Raw genomic sequence first — 18,125 nt, forward strand, 5'->3', positions numbered from 1 at the left:
CCCCGCGGGCACGTCGGCAAGATCGATCGCGCGGCCCTGCGGGCCCGTGCGTCAGAACTACAAGCCGAGTCCTGACGCACAATCGCTCCTCTACACGACCGTCAGATCGAGCGGGCCTTGGCGCCGGTGAGGGCTTGTTTCCAGTTCGTGGGGATGTTGCCCTCGATGAGCCAGCCGGACGCTTTGCGTCTCGTGCGGGCACCCGCGTTCCTTCTCGCATTCGCGTGCGCGTTTTGTCTTCGATGTTGCAGATCGCGAGCCAGCGCAGCTTCGGCGGCGGTGTCGTTGGGGAAATGGCCCCGGCTCTTAGTGATTTTGCGCAGCTGGTGTTCAGCGACTCGATCGCTCACCGAGCAGGCGCATTACAAGTGACTCAAGTCGCCGCTCTCGACGCGTGAGGTTGAGGAGGCTCATCTGAACGGGGCGGTGGAATTGGATCAGTTCTGTGACAATGGCGGCAAACCAGGCATGCGCACCGGACAGCCGGGGCGGCTCGTCATCGCCGAGTTCCCACGCCACAGAGACGCCCCTCTTGTCCTCACGCGCAAAGAACGCAGCAACGTCTGCTTGGTCAACACTGAGGACATTTGATGCCCACAATCGTTGCTGGACGAAGCTTGACCAGCAATGACGACTTGTTGGCGAGTGAGACCAACACAGTGGGTGGGTGCATCAAGAAGGACATAAAAGCGCTGACCGTGGTGCCGTACGGCTTCCCGTCCGCATCGGTGGTGACAACAGCGACGGAGGTCGGGACCCGGGCCATTCCAGCACGGAAGTCCTCAGCCAGCGCAGTGAATTCAATTGAATGTGAGGTCACAGGTGCACCGGCCGGACAGCGTCGTGGGACAGATGGACCGCGATGCTCCGTAGCACGTCTGTGGCGTTTGACACCGTCGCCGGATCGGTGCCGCTGAGGGCTTGCGAGAGGATCTCGCGTCGCGCGGTATGGATACTCTCCAAGGCTTGCGCCCCCTTGCCGGTGATGCTGATGAGGAACGCGCGCGCATCCGTGGGTACCCGTTCACGCCGAACCAGGTCGTCGTTCTCCAGCCGCTTCAAGCGCGGAGTAATCGACGAGACATCCACACCGTGACAGGCCGCGATATCAGAGACCCGTAACGCACCGTAGGCGTCAAGATACTCCAGCAGTGCCCAGGACGCCGGGGGCAGATCGTAGCCGCAGCGCTCGGCAACCTCGCCGTAGGTCGCACGATCGGTCAGCGACCGCAGCACCGCAGCCAGTGAACGTTCCAGGTCATCGAGAACCTCATCCATGTTGGCCACAGTAATGTTCGAGTCGAGAGAAAACAAGTTGGGTCAAGCTAACTATCTTATGTATCGTGGATTACACCCCATTTCCCCGATGTCGAGGAGCGTCTGTTCATGAAGTTGTCCATTGTTGATCTCGGGACGGTGGCGCCCGAGACCACCGAGAAGGACGCTCTGGCCGATGCGCTGGAGACCACACGCCACGCTGAGCAGCGGGGCTTCCACCGCATCTGGTTCGCCGAACATCATCTGAGCCGATCGGGCGCCTCGCACCACCCCGAGCTCCTCATCGCGGCCGCCGCGATGGTTACCTCCGAGATCCGATTAGGTTCGGGGGCGGTGCTGATGAACCACTACAGCCCGTTCAAGGTAGCCGAGATGTTCAAGCAGCTTGAGGCAATGGCTCCGGGCAGGATCGATCTGGGCATGGGCCGCGCCACCGCGGGACCCGTGCTCGATCTGGCGCTTCAGCAGAACAGACAAAACCCGGCACAGGCCGACCATCAGCAGCAGGTGCTGGAGACCTTGAGCTGGCTCTACGAGACATTTCCTGACGCCCACCCGTTCGCCAGCCACCCATTGATGGCGACTGTGCCCGAGGTGCCGCAGACCTGGCTGCTGGGCTCCAGTCCGAACGGTTCGAACCTCGCCGCCGGCCTCGGTATCGGCTACACGTTCGCCGGATTCATCAATCCTGTGGGCGCCGCTGCGGCGCTGCGCCACTACCGGGAGAACTTCGCGCCTCAAGGTTTCGGGCTTGAATCCCCGCGGGCGATCCTGGCGGTCAACGTCGCAGTTGGCGACACTACCGCCGACGGCCTGCACCTGGCCAACTCGCCGAAGGGCTTCTACTCCAGGCTCAGTCGTGCTGGCCGCGCCGCCGGATCGGTCGTAGTGCCTGCCCCCGACGAAGCCGCACGCGAGATGACTCAGGCCGAGAAGGACCAGCCAACGACCATCGTCGACGGCCAGTGGCCCCGGTTCGTGGCTGGCGGACCCGATGATGTGCGCGCCACCTTGGAGCAAATGATCGCCGAAAGCGGTGCCGATGAAGTGATGATCCAAAACCTCATCGCCGACCCCGCTGCCCGACGCCATTCCCACGGACTCCTCGCCCAGGCGTTTGGCCTCACACCGCGGTCCGTACCGCGCGTGGAAACCGTGAACTCAGTAGGGACAGCGCGGTGAGGTTCGCCGACTACTACGAGATCATGCAGACCATCGCCCGCTACGGACATGCCCTCGACGCTGGCACGGCGCCATTTGACCAGATCTTCACGGACGACGTCGAGTTCGACCTCACCCACGCGGGCCCGCCCGGCCAGCCGGGATCTGTCATCAAGGGGCGGCAACACGTTCTCGAAGCCATGACTGGGTCGGCCGACGATCCGCACACCTACCGCTCGGTTCTCACACGCCCTGCACTCTCCCACCACACCACCAACAGCGAGATCGTCGCTGACCATGGTGATGAGGTCGAGGTTCGCAGCAAGTTCCTTCGCCTCGGAAACAGCCAGCCCGGTCCCATGCCCGTACTGATCGGCCAATACCTCGACACGCTCATACGCACCATTGATGGTTGGCGCATCAGCCGTCGCGAAGTCATCTCTCACGGACCATGAGAGACCAGCAATAAAGATACGGTGAGCGGCTCACATAACCGACACGACGGCGGCATATACGCTGCGTCGCCCCCACCCCGAGCCATCGATCGTTTGGTAGCGTCTAAGAAGGTCCGCCTGCGGCCCGGCGCACTGCCGCCACGAGATCGGAGAAGGACATGAAGGCTTGGGAGTTTCCCGGAGTAGGTCAACCGTTGCGTCTGGTCGACAAGCCGAAACCCGAGCCCGGGCCCGGTGAAGTACTGGTCCAGATCAAAGCTGCGGGCATGTGCCACAGCGACGTCGGCTTCCGCGAGGGCTCTCTCACCGCGCTTGTCTACACGCCGATCGTGCTCGGGCACGAATGTGCCGGCATCGTCGAGTCGTGGGGGGACGGTGTCACCAACATGCAGGTGGGTGACCGGGTCGGCATCGTCGGCATCGACTACACGGCACCCGGAGTGGGCCGCGACGGAGGCTACGCCGAGTACGTGATCGCCAAGGTCCCTGAGATCGTCTCCATCCCCGAAGGAGCATCTTTCGCGCAGGCCGCGATGGGTGTAGACGCCGGTGGCACCGCGTACAAGGCCGTCAGGTCAGTCGGGCAGGTGTCCGCCTCGTCACGTGTCGGGATCATCGGCCTCGGTGGTCTCGGTCAGATCGGTGCGCGCACGGCCTCCCTCACCGGAGCCACCGTCTACGCGGCCGAACCCGGCGAACTCAACCGCTCCCTGGCCGCCGGGCTGGGCGTGACCGAGTCGTTCGAGGATGCCTCGTCCTTCGAAGGCCTCGACCTCGATGTCATCATCGACTTCGCGGGCTACGGCACGACGACTGCGGTAGCTGTCAACGCCGTGAAGAGGGGCGGCACGGTGGTGCAGGTCGGGCTCGGCCGTCCCGAGGCGACCATATCGACGCAAAGACTCGTCCTCGACGAGATCCAGCTCCTGGGGTCGGTCGGGACCACTCCGGCAGACGTGGCAGCCGTGTACGATCTGTTCGCCTCCGGCGGCCTGGCGCCACAACTGCACCCGATCACATTCGACGAGATCGGGGAGACATTGGAGAAACTGGTGGTCGGAAGCACCTTCGGTCGGATCGTCGCCGAGTTCTAAAGTCCGCGGTGGCACCACCTACCGCCCGCCTTTAGAAGTTTCATTTCTTGGCCTTCGGGGCGAGCGATGGCGTGGAACTGATCGAACAGGCCAGCACCACGTAGCGCGCGCTACCCGGAATGCATGTGGAGCATCCCACCCAGGGCGTCTACGTCACGCGACCACTCAGGTCCGTATGCGACGCTGTCGATGCCGTTCAGTTGCAGCGCACGGGCAAGGGTCAGACTGCCAGCCCGGCTCCAACGACGGAGATTGTCACGACCGCTCCGGCATAGCGGATCGCGCGGCAATCTCGATCTTGATCGCCTCGCGCAACCCTCAGACGTGAAGCTGTGCCGATTCAGGTCAGTACACCCTTCGAATGCGACCGGCGTGAGGCCTTGTTGGTCGGCCTGTTTGGATACTCCGACAATCGCTTCTCACCAGGTCTTTTCGGTGGGCCTAGTTTTGCTTGCCAGTTTTTCTTGTCAATCTGGTGCAATCGCAACCAAGCAGACGGGGCGCGCGAGGCTGACCTAATCGGCTCTGAGTACGCGCTACACGACTTCAAAGAGGCCAGCGGCACCCATTCCGCCACCGACGCACATCGTCACGACGACGAGCTTCGCGCCACGGCGACGCCCCTCAATGAGCGCGTGCCCAACCATACGCGCACCCGACATCCCGTAAGGATGTCCGATCGAGATCGCTCCTCCGTTGACGTTGTACCGGTCGGGATCGATGTCCAGAAAGTCGCGACAGTACAGCGCTTGGCAAGCGAAGGCTTCGTTGAGCTCCCAAAGGTCAATGTCATCGACCGAAAGTCCGTGCTGCTTGAGGAGCTTTGGCACAGCGACGATCGGACCGATGCCCATCTCGTCTGGCTCAACACCGGCGACTGCGATCCCCCGGTAGATGCCCAGCGGTTCGAGACCACGACGGGATGCCTCGCCCGCTTCCATGAGTACGGACGCAGACGCGCCATCCGAGAGCTGCGATGCGTTCCCGGCGGTGATCGTCGCGATCCTCGCAACATCTCCGTCATTCAGGACGGTGCGAAGACCAGCAAGCCCTTCGAGCGTCGTCTCGGGGCGGTTGCCCTCGTCTTTCGACACCGTCACTTCACGGACGGCGATCTCCCCCGTCTGTCTGTCTCGCACCTCCATCGATGCAATAAACGGCACAACTTCGTCATCCAACAGACCCAACTCCTGTGCACGTGCGGTGCGTTGCTGAGACACCAGCGCGTACTCGTCCTGAGCTTCACGCGAGACCTTGTATCGCTCGGCGACGATCTCCGCAGTGTTCAACATCGGTAGGTACGTGCCCGGATGCTGAGCAACAAGCCAGGGATCTTCGGCTCTATACAGGTTCAACTTGTCGTTCTGCACCAGCGATATTGACTCGAGTCCGCCACCGATCGCAATCTGTTGATGATCCACCACAATCTGCTTCGCAGCGATCGAAATTGCCATCAACCCAGACGCGCACTGCCGATCGACCGTCATACCGGGTACGCTCACTGGAAGTCCAGCGCGCAACGCCGCCTGACGGGCGACGTTCGTCCCGGTGTTGCCCTGCTGCAGAGCCACACCCATCACTACGTCTTCGACCTCGGCGACATCCACCCCCGCACGATTGACCGCGTGCGAAATCACGTGACCGGCTAGCGCCTGTCCACCAGTATTGTTGAACACGCCCCGATACGCCCGACCGATCCCGGTTCGCGCTGTCGAAACGATCACTGCTTGTCTCATGTTCACTCCACTAAGGATTGGGGCTTCTAAGTAAGGATTGGGGCCTTACACGACCTCAACCAGCCGGTCAGTCCGTCGGTCCGCCAGCGACGTAGAGCACCTGTCCTGAGACGAAGGCTGCCTCGTCGCCGGTGAAGAACGCGGCCGCGGCAGCAATGTCTTCCGGGAGCCCAGTGCGCCCAACTGGGATGTCCTTTGCCACTTCTGCGAGGAAGTCTTCGAAGGTCATCCCGAGGCGTTCAGCCGTCGCGCGAGTCATTGCGGTCTGGACGAACCCGGGGGCAATCGCGTTTGCGGTCACTCCGAACCGACCCAGCTCGATCGCGAGCGTCTTCGTGAAGCCTTGCAGTCCCGCTTTCGCTGCCGAATAGTTCGCCTGCCCACGGTTACCTAACGCTGAAGTGCTGGACAGATTCAGGATCCTCCCCCAGCCAGCCTGCACCTGGTGCGCTTGCACCGCGCGTGACATCAGGAAGGCACCGCGCAGATGAACGTCCATCACGGCATCCCAGTCGTCCTCAGTCATCTTGAAAAGCAGGTTGTCGCGCAGGATTCCAGCATTGTTTACGAGAATTGTTGGTGCCCCGAGCTGTTCACCGACGCGCTCAACCGCTGCGGCAACATCGGCGGAAGCGGAGACATCTGCTCCGATGCCGATCGCCTCGCCACCGGTGGCACGAATGGATGCCACGACGTCTGCCGTGTCGTCCTCACGTAGGTCAATCACTGCCACCCGACGACCAGCAGAGGCGAGGCGCAGCGCAACTGCTGCACCGATGCCACGGGCGCCACCCGTGACAATCGCCGTTCTCTTTTCCGTCATTTGAATTCACTCCTCGTTAGAACGGATGTCTGCGCCGCCGCTCGTTTGAGCGCCGGCGCGCTACTCTCACGACCGTGGCCGCTTGAGATTTGCTTGCATATCACCATCCGAACCGCTTCAGAGTAACGAATCGTCGAGGTCGATCAACGTCTGATCGGCCCGCTCGAGCAGATCGAGTGCGGGTTCGATGCGCGGCAGAATATCGGTGAAGTAGTATCGCGCCGTCACTCGCTTCGCCTTGTGGAACTCGTCGGCGACAACATCGGCCGCAAGCGCTTGCTCCAACCACAGCGACGCCACGACGATGTCACCGAGCGACTCGAGATACGTGCTGGCGTTGACCAACGCTGCCGCCGGATCCCCGGATGCCCAGAGGTCGGAGGTAATGGCTTCAATCCTGGTAATCGCCACTTCAAGCGTGCTCCCGTGTCCGGCGAACTCCTCGGACTCACCGGCCCGAGCTGCTGTGGCGCGGATCGTTTCCGTTAGCAGCGTCAATCCCTTGCCGTCGTGCAGGCGCACCTTCCGGCCGAGTAGATCGAGTGCCTGGATGCCGTGGGTGCCTTCATGGATGGGGTTCAGCCGATTGTCACGGTAGAACTGCTCTACCGGGTAGTCGCGGGTGTACCCGTATCCCCCGTGTATCTGGATCGCCAAATCGTTCGCAACAAGACACCACTGCGAGGGCCAGCTCTTCACGATCGGTGTGAGCACATCGAGCAGAATGGCGGCGCGCTGGCGATCATCGTCAGTCTCACCGGTCTCCTCCTCGTCGAGCAATCGTGCGGCATACAACACGAGCGCCATCGCCCCCTCTGCGTAAGCTTTGGAGGTAAGCAGCATCCGACGCACGTCGGGGTGGCGAACGATCGGCACCGGAGGGGAATCCGAGCCTTTGGCGTCGACGAGGCGACCCTGATGACGTGTCCGTGCATACTCGACCGCGTGAAGATAACTCGTGTATCCGAGCGCCGCTGCGCCAGCACCGACGGCGATGCGCGCCTCGTTCATCATTCGAAACATGTAGACGAGCCCACGGTTCTCTTCGCCGATGAGTGTACCGACGGCCCCGGCTTCACCGCCGGGGAGATAGCGGCCACCGCCGAAGTCGAGCACCGTATTCGTCGTGCCACGGTACCCCATTTTGTGGTTGAGGCCCACGAGCGCGACATCGTTCCGTTCACCAAGCGAACCGTCTGCCTGCACCAGGTACTTGGGTACCGCGTATAGCGAGAGGCCTTTGACACCCATGGGTGCGCCCGTTGCGCGCGCCAACACGAGATGCACGATGTTCTCACTCAACTCGTGGTCGCCTCCCGAGATCCACATTTTGCTCCCGAACAGCCGGAAGGTGCCGTCGGTTTGCACTTTGGCGCGTACCCTGACGTCTGCAAGCGATGACCCTGCATCTGGTTCGGAAAGGCACATCGTGCCAAAGAAGCGACCCTCGATCATCGGAGTTGCGTAGCGCTCGATATCGCGTTCAGTCGCATATGCGAGAAGAAGGCGCGCTGCGGCCGCGGTCAGCATCGGGTAGGCCGCCGTTGCCGTGTTTGCGGCTTGGAACCAGGCGAAGCATGCACGGTCGACGACGTGTGGCAACTGCGCACCGCCCACCTCCTCGTCCATCGCGCCTGAGAGTAGGCCAGAATCGTTGAAGGCCCTCAGCGCTTCACCCACCTCGGGGATCACGTGCGCGCGCTCCCCGTCAAAGCGAGGCTCATTGGCATCGCTCAGGGCATTGTGTGGCGCGAACGCCTCTTCGGCGAGTGCTTCGGAGAGATCGAGCACCGCCTCAAATGTGTCACGAGAGTGATCCGCGAATCGTGGGCGAGTCAGTAGTTCGTCGACCTTAAGCCACTCGAAGAGTAAGAAGTCGAGGTCGCGGCGCGACAAGATTTGAGATGCCATGATCAACCTTCCGCGGGAGCAATGTAACGGATGAGAACCTCAGCGACGCACACAGGCCGGGTGCCGCCGTCGCGTTCTACGGTGACCCGGACGGTGAGCTGGGTCCAGCCGTCGCCGGGAACCACGCCAATGATCTCCCCTGTTGCGCGTATCAAGGAGTCGACGGGCACCGGGGAGGGAAAGCGTACGCGATCGGTGCCGTAGTTGATGACGCTCTCGAAGCCGGAGACGACGAGAATCTGCTCAAGGAAAGCTGACACGAGTGACAGGGTGAGGTAGCCGTGAGCGATCGTTGTTCCGAAGTGCCCGTGTGCTGCCCGTGCTGGATCGATGTGGATCCATTGTCGGTCTTCGGTCGCTTCGGCGAACGAGTCGATGCGGGATTGCGTGATGAGGATCGAGTCGCTCGGGCCGAGCATCGTGCCGAGCGCATCTCCTAGCTCGTCGTATCGGAGTTCGCCCATCAGATTCCACCCCCGAGCAGAAGCCCGCCGTCAACCACCAGCGTCTGACCGGTTACCCACGCCGAATCGTCAGAGCCCAAGTAAGCCACAGCCGAGGCGACGTCGGCGGTCTCGCCGAGCCTGCCAAGCGGGTATCGCGCGACAACCTTTTCTTCGATTCCCTCGTAAAGTGGTTTCGCGAAACGGGTCGTTACGACCCCCGGAGCGACGGCGTTCACGCGCACCGTCGGGCCGAGTTCTACTGCGAGTTGGCCGGTGAGGTAGATGACCGCAGACTTACTCGCGCCGTAAAGTCCGATGTCTGCGGCCGGGCGGAGTCCAGCTACCGAAGCGACATTCACCACTGCGCCGCCGTTCGCACCCATCCAGGCTTCGTGCACAGATTGGACCCAGCCCAGCGAGCCGAGCACGTTGACGTCGAAGATCTTGCGCGCCGCCGAGAAATCAGACTCGATGAGGGGCCCGAACGCGGGGTTAATCCCGGCGTTGTTGACCAGGAGATCAATCCGGCCGAAGGCCGCGATCGTACGATCAACTGTGTCGGTTTGGTGCTGCTGGTCGTCGGCGCTGCCGGCCACGGTCAGCAAGCGGTCGCCGGCACCGAGCTCGGCGACGGCCGCGTCGAGACCAGCCTGATTACGACCAGTGATAACAACGCGGGCACCCTCGTTGAGAAGGCGACGTGCGATCGCCAAGCCAATACCTCGGCTTGCACCGGTGACGATGGCTGCACGGCCCTCATAGCGTTCTGCGGTGCTCATATCGAGATCCCTCCGTCGACGGGGAGTACAACTCCGGTGATGTAGCTGGCCTCGCGGGAGGCAAGAAAAGCAACGGCGTCGAACATCTCGCTCGGCTCTCCGAATCGTCCCAGCGGAATCGCGGCTTCCAACTCCGCACGCTTGTCGGGCGGCACTGAGGCGATCATTCGGGTGTCGGCGTTCGGCGAGATCGCGTTAACCGTCACGCCGAAGTGCGCCAGTTCCTTTGCCGCCGTCTTGGTGAACCCGATGATTCCCGCCTTCGCCATCGCGTAGTTCGACTGCCCGATGTTGCCTCGTAGACCGGTGTACGAGGTGACGTTGATTACCCGGCCGAACCGCTGCGCTCGGAATTGCGGAACACACGCGCGGGTCATCTTGAATGTGCCACCAGCGTGGACGGCGAGGACCGCGTCCCAGTCGGCGTCGCTAAGTTTCCACAGCATGCCATCGCGCAAGATTCCGGCATTGTTGACGAGAACGTCAATGCGATCGTTTTCAGCCATGATCTGCGCGATCGCAGCATTGACGCTTGCCGTGTCGCTGACATCCGCACGGATACCTCTACCACCCACCTCTTCCGCAGCCTGATTCACGGCTTCGCCGTCAAAGTCGATGAGAATCACGTCGGCACCCGCGCGCGCGAAGTTGCGCGAGAGTTCTAGTCCAATGCCGCGAGCCGCACCCGTGATAACCGCGGTCTGCCCACTGAAATCAAAACTGAGGTTTCCGCTCATGAGAATCGCTCCAGCACCTTCGACATACCCTGCCCTCCACCAATGCGAATCATCTCGACCCTGAACTCCTCATCATTGAACTGCGCGACCTTGACGACGTTGGCACCCGCCGGGATCCACACGCCGTGACTAACCAATCGGCATCGCCGGCGATCATGCAACGGATGTAAAAGATGCTCGCAACTCCGTCTTCATGACTTTGCCCTGCGTGTTACGGGGCAGCTGCTCCACGAGCACCACCATGCGCGGCACCTTGAAGTTCGCCAGACGCTCCCTGCACCACGCGATAATCTCCGCTTCATCGGGCGTGGATCCGCTCCCGGGAATGATGAACGCCCGCGCGACCTCACCCAACCGCGCGTCGGGCACTCCGATGACGGAGACCTCTCGCACGTCAGGATGGCGAGCCAGAGTTTGCTCGACCTCAGCGGGCGACACGTTGAATCCGCCAACCACGAACAAGTCTTTGAGTCGGTCGGTGATCTTCAGGTAACCCGCCTCGTCGAGCGTGCCGATGTCGCCCGTGCTCAACCAGCCATCCACCACAGCCGCGGATGACTGCTCGATCTCGCGCCAGTAGCCTGGCGTCACGTTGGGCGCTTTCACGAGAAGCTCCCCGGCCTGACCGGCTGGCAGCTCGGCGCCGTCGGCATCGACGACCTTCAGCAGAACATTCGGCAGGGCGCGGCCGTTCGTATTAGCGATCATCTCCTTCGAGTCCCCCACGTTGCACATCGTGGCCACTCCGTAGGTCTCGGTCATCCCGTACGCGGTGATGAAATGCTCGAAAGGCAGCTCCTTCTGCACGCGCTCCACCATTGTGACCGGAACCGTCGCCGCGCCGGTCGCGGCCAGGCGCAGCGTCGACAAGTCGAACTCGACACGACGAGCGTCATCCAGCAGCGCGTAGAGGACCGTCGGGGGACCGTTGAGGATCGAGACCCGCTCGCGCTCGATGAGACGCATCATCTCGACGGCGTCGAAGACTGCCAACGGCACGATCGCCGCACCGTGGATGAGCGAGGTGAGGACGCCAGCCTTGAAACCGCCAGAGTGGAACATCGGCAACGACAGGAGGTATCTGTCCCCGGGGCGAAGGCCCCAGATGCGGCCGAAGTCGCGGTAGAGCGCAATCACGGCGCCCTGCACAAACGCCACGCCCTTCGGCTGACCGGTCGTGCCCGAGGTAAACAGAATGTCGCCGAGATCAGAGCCGCGCACTGCGTCAGCGGCAGTCTCCACAGTCTCGGGGGCGACAGAAGTCCCGGTGGCGACGAAGCCTTCCCACCCAAAGATGTCGCAATCGGTCCGCGACTGCCGTGACGAGTCCGCGGACACGTCGACCACGAACTCGAGATCGTCCAGCGTGGCGACACCCTCGTCGATGAACGCCTCGCCGAGTGCTTCGAGATAGTCAAATCCGAGGAAGCGATCGTCGATGAGAATCGCTCGTGCTTTCGTGCGGCTGAGGATCTCGCGGGCCTCGATCGCACGGTAGCGTGAGTTGATCGGCACGACGACTCCGCCGATGTAGTGAACAGCTTCACTGAAGCGGACCCACCAATGGGAGTTTGGCGCCCACACTGCGACGCGGTCACCCTGGCGAATGCCTCTCACGATCAGCGCCGCCGCGACCGCGCGCACGTCGGTGAGCAGCTGCCCGAAAGTGAATCGTACATCGCCATCAGCGAGGGCCTCGAGGTCGGCGAAACGCGCCGCACTCGCACGGAGCACACCTGCATACGTGTCCACCACTTCCATCGAATCTCCCTCGTTTGATGTCAAACCGGATCAGCGTCCGATGATTGCGGCGACCGCCTCGTCGCGAATGGCGTTCCGGCAACTGGTCTGTCGACCACGATCCTCCGGATGTCGGCATCCGCCTCTATCCGCGCTCCTTCTACACTCCGGCCGCTCATGACGGGTCACGGTATGCGTTCGCACCGTTGCATCAAGGACATTTCATTCCCGAGCGAATACTTTCTATCATAGCAATGATAGCGTGTATAAATGTAATAATAATAGACTACATGGTGATTAGCGCAACGGACGGAACGATATGAACACGAACGATATATCTATTGGTGACGCTACGGCGAACGATGTCTCACACGCGCTCTTGAGCGGGCTGCTGGAGGACCTTGCTTTCGATGACTCATCATTGCTGGTGGCGTCCCCGAAGCATCGACTCAGTCTCCGCGAAGTCCGAGAGCGAGTCTCCGCCCTGTCTGGCGCGCTCACTGCCGCCGGAGCGAAACAGGGAATGGCCATCGGCGTCCACGTCGAAGAGAGTGCGCGAGCGGTGATCGCGATGTTCGCGATCTGGAGCTCGGGTGGCGTCTACGTGCCCATCAACGGTCGCGCGACGCAGGAAGAGATTGCCTCCGTCATCTCAGAGACTCCCGTCGCTCTACTCATCGGCTCTGCGGGCGAGCGGTCTGACCGCGCGGGGGGCATCGGTTACGTGCAGTTTGCCGATAACCTCGAGCCGCGCATCATCGCCCACGCCGACCAGAGTCAGGAACTCTACGAGCCGGATATCGCTCTCGCCCTGCGGACTTCGGGAACGACGGGTCGGCCGAAGGCCGTGCTGCTTCGACACTCAGGCACCATCGGTGCGCTCGATTCCAGCCTTCGTATGCTGCGCCGCACGGCCAAGTCTCCCATCGATTCGCCAGGCTCGTTAAGGATGAACGTCGTCCCCACATCCCTGTCCCTGTGGGCCGGCATCTACAACACCGTCTTCTCCTTTCGGGCCGGAATCGGCGTGGCGCTGATGGACAAGTTCAATGTCGATCTCTTCGTGGAGATCGTCCGAGAGTTCCAGGTCAAGTCGACTGTGCTCGCGCCTGCCATGATCGCGATGCTCGCCGACGATCCAAACCTCACCGACCTCGCCCCCCTGCGGCTCGTGCGCTCAATCACCGCCCCACTCTCGCCCACTATCGCCCGCGATTTTTACGAACGCTTCGACGTCTTCGTGCTCAACTCCTACGGACAGACGGAGCTCGGCGGTGAAGTGGTCGGCTGGACTTCGGCTGACGTGCGCGACTTCGGCGTGGACAAGCTCGGTGCGGCGGGTCGACCGTACCCTGATGTAGCGCTTGAGGTCCGTGGCCCGGATGGCGAGAAAGTGGGCATCGACCGACCGGGTGAGATCTTCGTCAACTCACCGTACCGAATGCAGGGCTACGCGAAAAGTTCGTCAGCAGTACCCGAAGATGTCGATCGGTTTGTCGGGGGATACCTGCGGACCGGCGATATCGGGAGACTCGACGCGGACGGGTTTCTGTGGATCGAGGGACGTGTCAGCGACATGATCAATCGTGGGGGCCTGAAGGTCTTCCCCGCAGAGGTCGAGGAGGTCCTCCGCCGACACCCGGGCGTGCGTGACGCTGCCGTCGCCGGGGTACCGGATCGCCGGCTAGGAGAAGTACCGCACGCATGGATCATCAGTGAGAGCGCGGACATCACAGACCGTCTTGCGGATTGGTGTCGTGAGCACCTGGTTCCGTACAAGATTCCTGCCGGTTTCACCAGGGTCGATGCCTTCCCACGCAACGAGATTGGAAAGGTCCTGCGCGGTCAGCTCATCCAAGCATCCGACTGAATCAGGGGCGGTGACGCAGGCCATGCCCGGACCAGCATCAACTGAGGCATGTTGCGGCGCTTGCGTCGCAACACCTCTCAAAGTATTATCATTAATAAGATAGTGGATCGTAAGGAGATTCAAGTGTCCAAGACAGCACTTCTGATCGGCGGCACGGGTCCCACCGGCCCAGCTATCGCAACCGGCCTCGAGAAACGAGGATACGACCTGACGATCCTGCACCGAGGCACGCACGAACTCGACGAGGTAATGCGGTTCCCACACATCCACGGTGACGTCTTCAGCGAGGAGGGCATCCGAGAGGCCCTCGGCCAGCGCTCATTCGACGTTGTAATCGCGAGCTACGGCCGCCTTCGGGCCACGGCCTCAGTACTTCGCGGACGCGCGGGGCACTTCCTCTCCGTCGGCGGCGTGCCCGTCTACCGCGGCTTTTTCGATCCGTCGGTCTTCCAACCGACAGGCCTGCCCATTCCGACCCGCGAGGACGCCGATCTCGCACGTGAGGACGAGGATGGCAAGAGCTATCGCGTTGCCCGAACGGAGCAGCTTCTTTTCGAGTTGCAGCCGGATGCCACACACTTTCGATACCCGTACATCTACGGTCCGCGACAGCTCGCGCCGCGCGAGTGGGCAGTGATGCGCCGCATCATCGATGGCCGGCCGTTCATCATCTTGCCCGACGGCGGCCTGTCACTCATCCCGTTCGGATACGTCGACAACCTCGCGCACGCGATGATGCTCGCGATCGAGCAGCCCGACGAGTCGAAGGGCGAGATCTTCAACTGCGGCGACGACGAAAAGCTCACTATCAGACAGATGGTCGAGCTCGTAGCCGATGAGATGTCCTACGACTTGGAGATTGTCTCGATGCCCTCGGAGCTGGCGATTCCGTCGCGACCCCTGCAGATGAGCTCTGTGGCTCACCACCGTGTAGTTGATACCGCCAAGCTTCGCGACCGGCTCGGCTATCACGACGTCGTACCGGCGCGCGAAGCCGTGCGCCGCGCCGTCCGATGGCTGCAGGCCAACCCACCCGCGCGGGGCGGCTACGAGGAATTTGCTCTCCAGGACCCGTTCGACTACGGCGCCGAGGACCGGCTCTACAACTGGTGGAAAGCGGCCATCGCCGATCCACCGAACCTCGGATACGACGAACTGCCGGGTTACGGAAAATCGTACGCTGGCCCCGGCACCCGCGTCGTCCGCGCCGACACGCGTATCTGAGTCACCGTGGCACTCAACGGCTGGAGCCTACCGCTCTCCCCCACCGGCAAAGCATCACTCGTCCCCGCGCCCCCATGGCACTTCTCTGGCACGGCGATCGGGATAGAGTTCCGTGCAGACCCTGCCGCCATCGCCGCAGTACTGCCCGCCGAGATCGAGCCGTTGCCCGATGGCTCGGCCTGCTTCACGTTCGTCGACTGGGCATCGACCGCACCCAATGACCCGCGATACGGGGACAACCCAGCCCGCGCGCAGTACAGCGAGGCCTACATCTCCGTCTTTGGCACGCTGGCGGGTAAGAAGGTCGCGCGGGTGCCCTACATCTGGGTCGATGATGACCTGTCGTTCGCCCGGGGACTGATTCAGGGCTTCCCGAAGAAGATGGGGCAAATCGACATCACCCGAACCGTGAAGGTCGGCCAAGGTGGTCCGCAACTGACAGCCGGAGCCCGACTCGTCGGCACGGTCGCTTCGCTGGGCACGCGGCTCGCGCGTGGTGCGGTGACCCTCACCGGACCGGAAAAAGCGGGGCTCGTGCCCCAAGCGCTACGTATGCCAGTCTGGCACACGCGTCACGTGCCCGACCTCGCCGGGGGGCCGCCGTTGGTGCACGATCTCGCTCGCAACCTCGTCGAAGGGTTCGAGGTGGCCGATGTGTGGTCTGGGGACGCCGAGCTCGAGTTGTTCGACTCAGCGTTCGAGGAGCACACGCTTCTGGAACCGCGGGAGATCGTCGGTGGGTTTCGTTGCGAGGTCGCGTTCACGATTGTCGGTGCCGAGGCCTTCGCCGGCTGATCGGTCAGGGGCCGCGAATCTCCGAATACCATCGGCTGTCAGTGATGATGAAGGGAATCACTCTGCACTGCGGCGCCTGACGGCTTTTCACAGACAACGGGAGAGCGTTGAACCCGGACCGTCGCGACATTAACAGCCACCTCGTCGCTTGCGTGAGCACGCGCGGTGTTGTCGCGATCACGGGGAAGCCCGGGCATCCGATGACCCAGGGCAAGAACGAACGATTCCACCAGACCCTATTTCGGTGGTTAGACAAGCATCCCTTCGCAAGACGATCAAGGAATTCGAAGGACGCGTGGATCAGTTCGACCTGATCCGCAACACCGATCGCCCGCACCAGGCACTGCAACCGAACCACGACGCGCCCACTCACCGCGACGCAACCGGCGATGGTCTTCGATGAATACGGCACGCTCCTCATCGAAGACCTCAGGGCACAACGCGGAACTCGATATCTCGGCAACGGCAGACCCGAGGATCAACCCCCAAAAACACGATGCCTGTCACTATTATCCTGAGATATCACACGGCTCCCACAAAGGATCGCCAGCAAGGTATTGACAGCCCTTCGAGCGTGACGCCACGTTTATAACGTCAGGGGAACGAAGACGGCACCTGGATTGAGCACGCCGGCCGGATCGAGAGCGGACTTGATCCGGCGCTCGAGCGCAAGCTTCGCTGGATCGGTCAGGGCCTCGTAGTAGACGCGCTTATCTCGTCCTATGCCGTGTTCGCCGGAGATAGTACCTCCGAGCAGTATTCCTGCGCGGAAGATGTCGAGGAGCAACTCGTGCCGACGCGCATCGTCCTTCTCATACACTGAGAAGTGGATATTGCCGTCACCCGCGTGACCACAGCCGTAGACACGCGCCCCATGCTGCTTCGCGATCGCCTTGACTTGCATGAGGTACTCCGGGATGAGCGCTCTCGGCACGGCCATGTCGATGAGATCGTCAGCACCGTTGGCCTTGACCATCCAGAAGGCGCTCTCTCGCAGCTCGAGCAACGCCAGGCCCTTAGTGCCTTCGAGCACGTATACATCCAGGGCGCCACCGTCGGCGAGCATCGTGGCGAGCTCGTCAACGGCACGATCGAGCGTCTCCTGATCCCGGTTCTCCAGGACCACGACCAAGTGGGCTTCCGAGGACTTCAGCACGTCGCTCGGAACTCCGAGTCTGAGGTCCTTGTATGCGAGTAGAGCCGTCATCGTAGACCGATCGATGTACTCGAGTACGGATGGCTGCATTCCGCTCCCGACGATGCGCGGCACCATGCGCGCCACCGCGTCCAGGCTATCGAATGGCGCCAGTATCGTGATTGAGTGATCTAACAGTGGCTGCAGTTTCAATGTCGCCTGCGTGACGATGCCGAGCGTGCCTTCCGACCCAATGATGAGCTGCGTCAAGTCGTAGCCCGACGAGTTCTTTGCCAGTCGCCCTCCGGCGCGCACGATGTCCCCCGTGCCGGTCACAATTTCGACCCCGAGCACGTTCTGCCGCGTAACGCCATACCTTACCGCCCGCATACCGCCCGCATTCGTGGCGATGGTGCCTCCGATACTTCCCGCATCCGTGCCGGGGAAGACCGGGTACACGAGTCCATGTTGCGCGGCGGCAGCATTGACCTCAGCCAGCGTCACCCCCGGCTCGACGGTTGCGGTGTGACCGAGCGGATCGATCTCGAGGATGCGGCTCATCCGCTCCGTCGACAGGACGACGCTGCCTTCCTCCGGCCTGCAGCCACCCGACAGTCCCGTCGCTGCACCGCGAGGCACCAAGGGAATGCCGTTCTGCGCAGCGAAGCGGACCACAGCGGCAACCTCCGCGGCAGATACGGGACGAACCACGGCCGCTGGTGGCTGGCCCGCACCATGTAGCGACTCGTCCTTCGCTGCATCGAGTGAAACGGCGTCACCGAGATCGACATGGGCATCACCGAGCAATGCCACTAGCACCTCGAGTTCCGGCTTTGAAGAGATCATCACCGCGTCAGCACCCCGCCGGTCACATTGCCCTCGTGATCTGCCTGCACAAAGAGAATCTGGTCTCGCACCCGCATCGCGTTCAGCCCCGTTCT

17 protein-coding genes and 1 pseudogene are annotated in these 18,125 nt (G+C 62.3%); 7 read left to right on the forward strand and 11 right to left on the reverse strand.

Annotated features, from left to right (window positions below; translation table 11 throughout):
- Positions 1-101: 101 nt before the first annotated feature.
- The 3 genes and pseudogenes from ACSU04_RS12590 to ACSU04_RS12600 form a co-directional block, all read right to left on the reverse strand.
- Positions 102-346 (reverse strand): annotated as a pseudogene (locus tag ACSU04_RS12590) (transposase); the annotation flags it as partial.
- 225 nt (positions 347-571) lie between these two features.
- Entirely contained in the window at positions 572-766 is a 195-nt protein-coding gene (locus ACSU04_RS12595) for a flavin reductase (protein WP_439290107.1), read from the reverse strand.
- 50 nt (positions 767-816) lie between these two features.
- Positions 817-1,278: a MarR family winged helix-turn-helix transcriptional regulator gene (locus tag ACSU04_RS12600; protein ID WP_439289767.1), complete on the reverse strand. Its 462-nt coding sequence runs from the start codon at positions 1,276-1,278 to the stop codon at positions 817-819.
- Between the two features lie 108 nt (positions 1,279-1,386).
- Here ACSU04_RS12600 and ACSU04_RS12605 point away from each other — a divergent pair, with 108 nt between their 5' ends.
- The 3 genes from ACSU04_RS12605 to ACSU04_RS12615 all read left to right on the forward strand — a co-directional run bounded on the left by ACSU04_RS12605 (position 1,387) and on the right by ACSU04_RS12615 (position 3,988).
- Positions 1,387-2,460: an MsnO8 family LLM class oxidoreductase gene (locus ACSU04_RS12605; protein WP_439289768.1), complete on the forward strand. Its 1,074-nt coding sequence runs from the start codon at positions 1,387-1,389 to the stop codon at positions 2,458-2,460.
- On the forward strand, positions 2,457-2,894 hold the full coding sequence (locus ACSU04_RS12610) for a nuclear transport factor 2 family protein (protein ID WP_439289769.1): 438 nt from the start codon (positions 2,457-2,459) through the stop codon (positions 2,892-2,894). Before ACSU04_RS12605 ends, ACSU04_RS12610 begins: the two co-directional genes overlap by 4 nt.
- Positions 2,895-3,052: 158 nt before the next feature.
- Positions 3,053-3,988, forward strand: a complete 936-nt coding sequence (locus ACSU04_RS12615; RefSeq protein WP_439289770.1) for a zinc-binding dehydrogenase — start codon at positions 3,053-3,055, stop codon at positions 3,986-3,988.
- A gap of 536 nt (positions 3,989-4,524) precedes the next feature.
- On the opposite strand, the gene ACSU04_RS12620 is transcribed toward ACSU04_RS12615, so the two are convergent.
- The 7 genes from ACSU04_RS12620 to ACSU04_RS12650 all read right to left on the reverse strand — a co-directional run bounded on the left by ACSU04_RS12620 (position 4,525) and on the right by ACSU04_RS12650 (position 12,181).
- Positions 4,525-5,724: an acetyl-CoA C-acyltransferase gene (locus ACSU04_RS12620; RefSeq protein ID WP_439289771.1), complete on the reverse strand. Its 1,200-nt coding sequence runs from the start codon at positions 5,722-5,724 to the stop codon at positions 4,525-4,527.
- Between the two features lie 67 nt (positions 5,725-5,791).
- Positions 5,792-6,547, reverse strand: a complete 756-nt coding sequence (gene fabG, locus ACSU04_RS12625; protein WP_439289772.1) for a 3-oxoacyl-ACP reductase FabG — start codon at positions 6,545-6,547, stop codon at positions 5,792-5,794.
- A gap of 117 nt (positions 6,548-6,664) precedes the next feature.
- Entirely contained in the window at positions 6,665-8,458 is a 1,794-nt protein-coding gene (locus ACSU04_RS12630; protein WP_439289773.1) for an acyl-CoA dehydrogenase, read from the reverse strand.
- A 2-nt stretch (positions 8,459-8,460) separates the two neighbouring features.
- Positions 8,461-8,922, reverse strand: coding sequence for a MaoC family dehydratase (locus tag ACSU04_RS12635; protein ID WP_439289774.1), 462 nt, complete (start codon positions 8,920-8,922; stop codon positions 8,461-8,463).
- Positions 8,922-9,683, reverse strand: coding sequence for an SDR family oxidoreductase (locus ACSU04_RS12640; RefSeq protein WP_439289775.1), 762 nt, complete (start codon positions 9,681-9,683; stop codon positions 8,922-8,924). Before ACSU04_RS12640 ends, ACSU04_RS12635 begins: the two co-directional genes overlap by 1 nt.
- Positions 9,680-10,420: an SDR family oxidoreductase gene (locus ACSU04_RS12645; protein WP_439289776.1), complete on the reverse strand. Its 741-nt coding sequence runs from the start codon at positions 10,418-10,420 to the stop codon at positions 9,680-9,682. The genes ACSU04_RS12640 and ACSU04_RS12645 overlap by 4 nt, the downstream gene beginning before the upstream one ends.
- Positions 10,421-10,573: 153 nt before the next feature.
- A complete protein-coding gene (locus tag ACSU04_RS12650) occupies positions 10,574-12,181 on the reverse strand; it encodes an AMP-binding protein (RefSeq protein ID WP_439289777.1) in 1,608 nt (535 codons plus the stop codon).
- A 298-nt stretch (positions 12,182-12,479) separates the two neighbouring features.
- Between ACSU04_RS12650 and ACSU04_RS12655 the strand changes: the two genes are divergently transcribed.
- The 4 genes from ACSU04_RS12655 to ACSU04_RS12670 all read left to right on the forward strand — a co-directional run bounded on the left by ACSU04_RS12655 (position 12,480) and on the right by ACSU04_RS12670 (position 16,452).
- The gene (locus ACSU04_RS12655) at positions 12,480-14,030 is read left to right on the forward strand and encodes a class I adenylate-forming enzyme family protein (protein ID WP_439289778.1); all 1,551 of its coding nucleotides are present in this window, start codon (positions 12,480-12,482) and stop codon (positions 14,028-14,030) included.
- Between the two features lie 123 nt (positions 14,031-14,153).
- Positions 14,154-15,254: an NAD-dependent epimerase/dehydratase family protein gene (locus ACSU04_RS12660; RefSeq protein ID WP_439289779.1), complete on the forward strand. Its 1,101-nt coding sequence runs from the start codon at positions 14,154-14,156 to the stop codon at positions 15,252-15,254.
- Between the two features lie 6 nt (positions 15,255-15,260).
- The gene (locus ACSU04_RS12665) at positions 15,261-16,049 is read left to right on the forward strand and encodes an acetoacetate decarboxylase family protein (protein ID WP_439289780.1); all 789 of its coding nucleotides are present in this window, start codon (positions 15,261-15,263) and stop codon (positions 16,047-16,049) included.
- 244 nt (positions 16,050-16,293) lie between these two features.
- On the forward strand, positions 16,294-16,452 hold the full coding sequence (locus ACSU04_RS12670) for a hypothetical protein (RefSeq protein ID WP_439289781.1): 159 nt from the start codon (positions 16,294-16,296) through the stop codon (positions 16,450-16,452).
- A 183-nt stretch (positions 16,453-16,635) separates the two neighbouring features.
- On the opposite strand, the gene ACSU04_RS12675 is transcribed toward ACSU04_RS12670, so the two are convergent.
- Complete coding sequence (locus ACSU04_RS12675; RefSeq protein WP_439290108.1) at positions 16,636-18,030, reverse strand: FAD-binding oxidoreductase; 1,395 nt, start codon at positions 18,028-18,030, stop codon at positions 16,636-16,638.
- Positions 18,031-18,125 lie beyond the last annotated feature (95 nt).

The sequence above is a fragment of the Microbacterium sp. A84 genome (assembly GCF_051842815.1).
In the GTDB taxonomy this organism is placed as follows: domain Bacteria; phylum Actinomycetota; class Actinomycetes; order Actinomycetales; family Microbacteriaceae; genus Microbacterium.

Excerpts from the sequence above, each read along its gene's own strand:
- ACSU04_RS12675 (WP_439290108.1), bottom strand. The coding sequence starts at position 18,030 with ATGATCTCTTCAAAGCCGGAACTCGAGGTGCTAGTGGCATTGCTCGGT.
- ACSU04_RS12650 (WP_439289777.1), bottom strand. The coding sequence starts at position 12,181 with ATGGAAGTGGTGGACACGTATGCAGGTGTGCTCCGTGCGAGTGCGGCG.
- ACSU04_RS12640 (WP_439289775.1), bottom strand. The coding sequence starts at position 9,683 with ATGAGCACCGCAGAACGCTATGAGGGCCGTGCAGCCATCGTCACCGGT.
- ACSU04_RS12630 (WP_439289773.1), bottom strand. The coding sequence starts at position 8,458 with ATGGCATCTCAAATCTTGTCGCGCCGCGACCTCGACTTCTTACTCTTC.
- ACSU04_RS12600 (WP_439289767.1), bottom strand. The coding sequence starts at position 1,278 with ATGGATGAGGTTCTCGATGACCTGGAACGTTCACTGGCTGCGGTGCTG.
- ACSU04_RS12615 (WP_439289770.1), top strand. The coding sequence starts at position 3,053 with ATGAAGGCTTGGGAGTTTCCCGGAGTAGGTCAACCGTTGCGTCTGGTC.
- fabG (WP_439289772.1), bottom strand. The coding sequence starts at position 6,547 with ATGACGGAAAAGAGAACGGCGATTGTCACGGGTGGCGCCCGTGGCATC.
- ACSU04_RS12595 (WP_439290107.1), bottom strand. The coding sequence starts at position 766 with ATGGCCCGGGTCCCGACCTCCGTCGCTGTTGTCACCACCGATGCGGAC.
- ACSU04_RS12605 (WP_439289768.1), top strand. The coding sequence starts at position 1,387 with ATGAAGTTGTCCATTGTTGATCTCGGGACGGTGGCGCCCGAGACCACC.
- ACSU04_RS12635 (WP_439289774.1), bottom strand. The coding sequence starts at position 8,922 with ATGGGCGAACTCCGATACGACGAGCTAGGAGATGCGCTCGGCACGATG.
- ACSU04_RS12645 (WP_439289776.1), bottom strand. The coding sequence starts at position 10,420 with ATGAGCGGAAACCTCAGTTTTGATTTCAGTGGGCAGACCGCGGTTATC.
- ACSU04_RS12620 (WP_439289771.1), bottom strand. The coding sequence starts at position 5,724 with ATGAGACAAGCAGTGATCGTTTCGACAGCGCGAACCGGGATCGGTCGG.
- ACSU04_RS12655 (WP_439289778.1), top strand. The coding sequence starts at position 12,480 with ATGAACACGAACGATATATCTATTGGTGACGCTACGGCGAACGATGTC.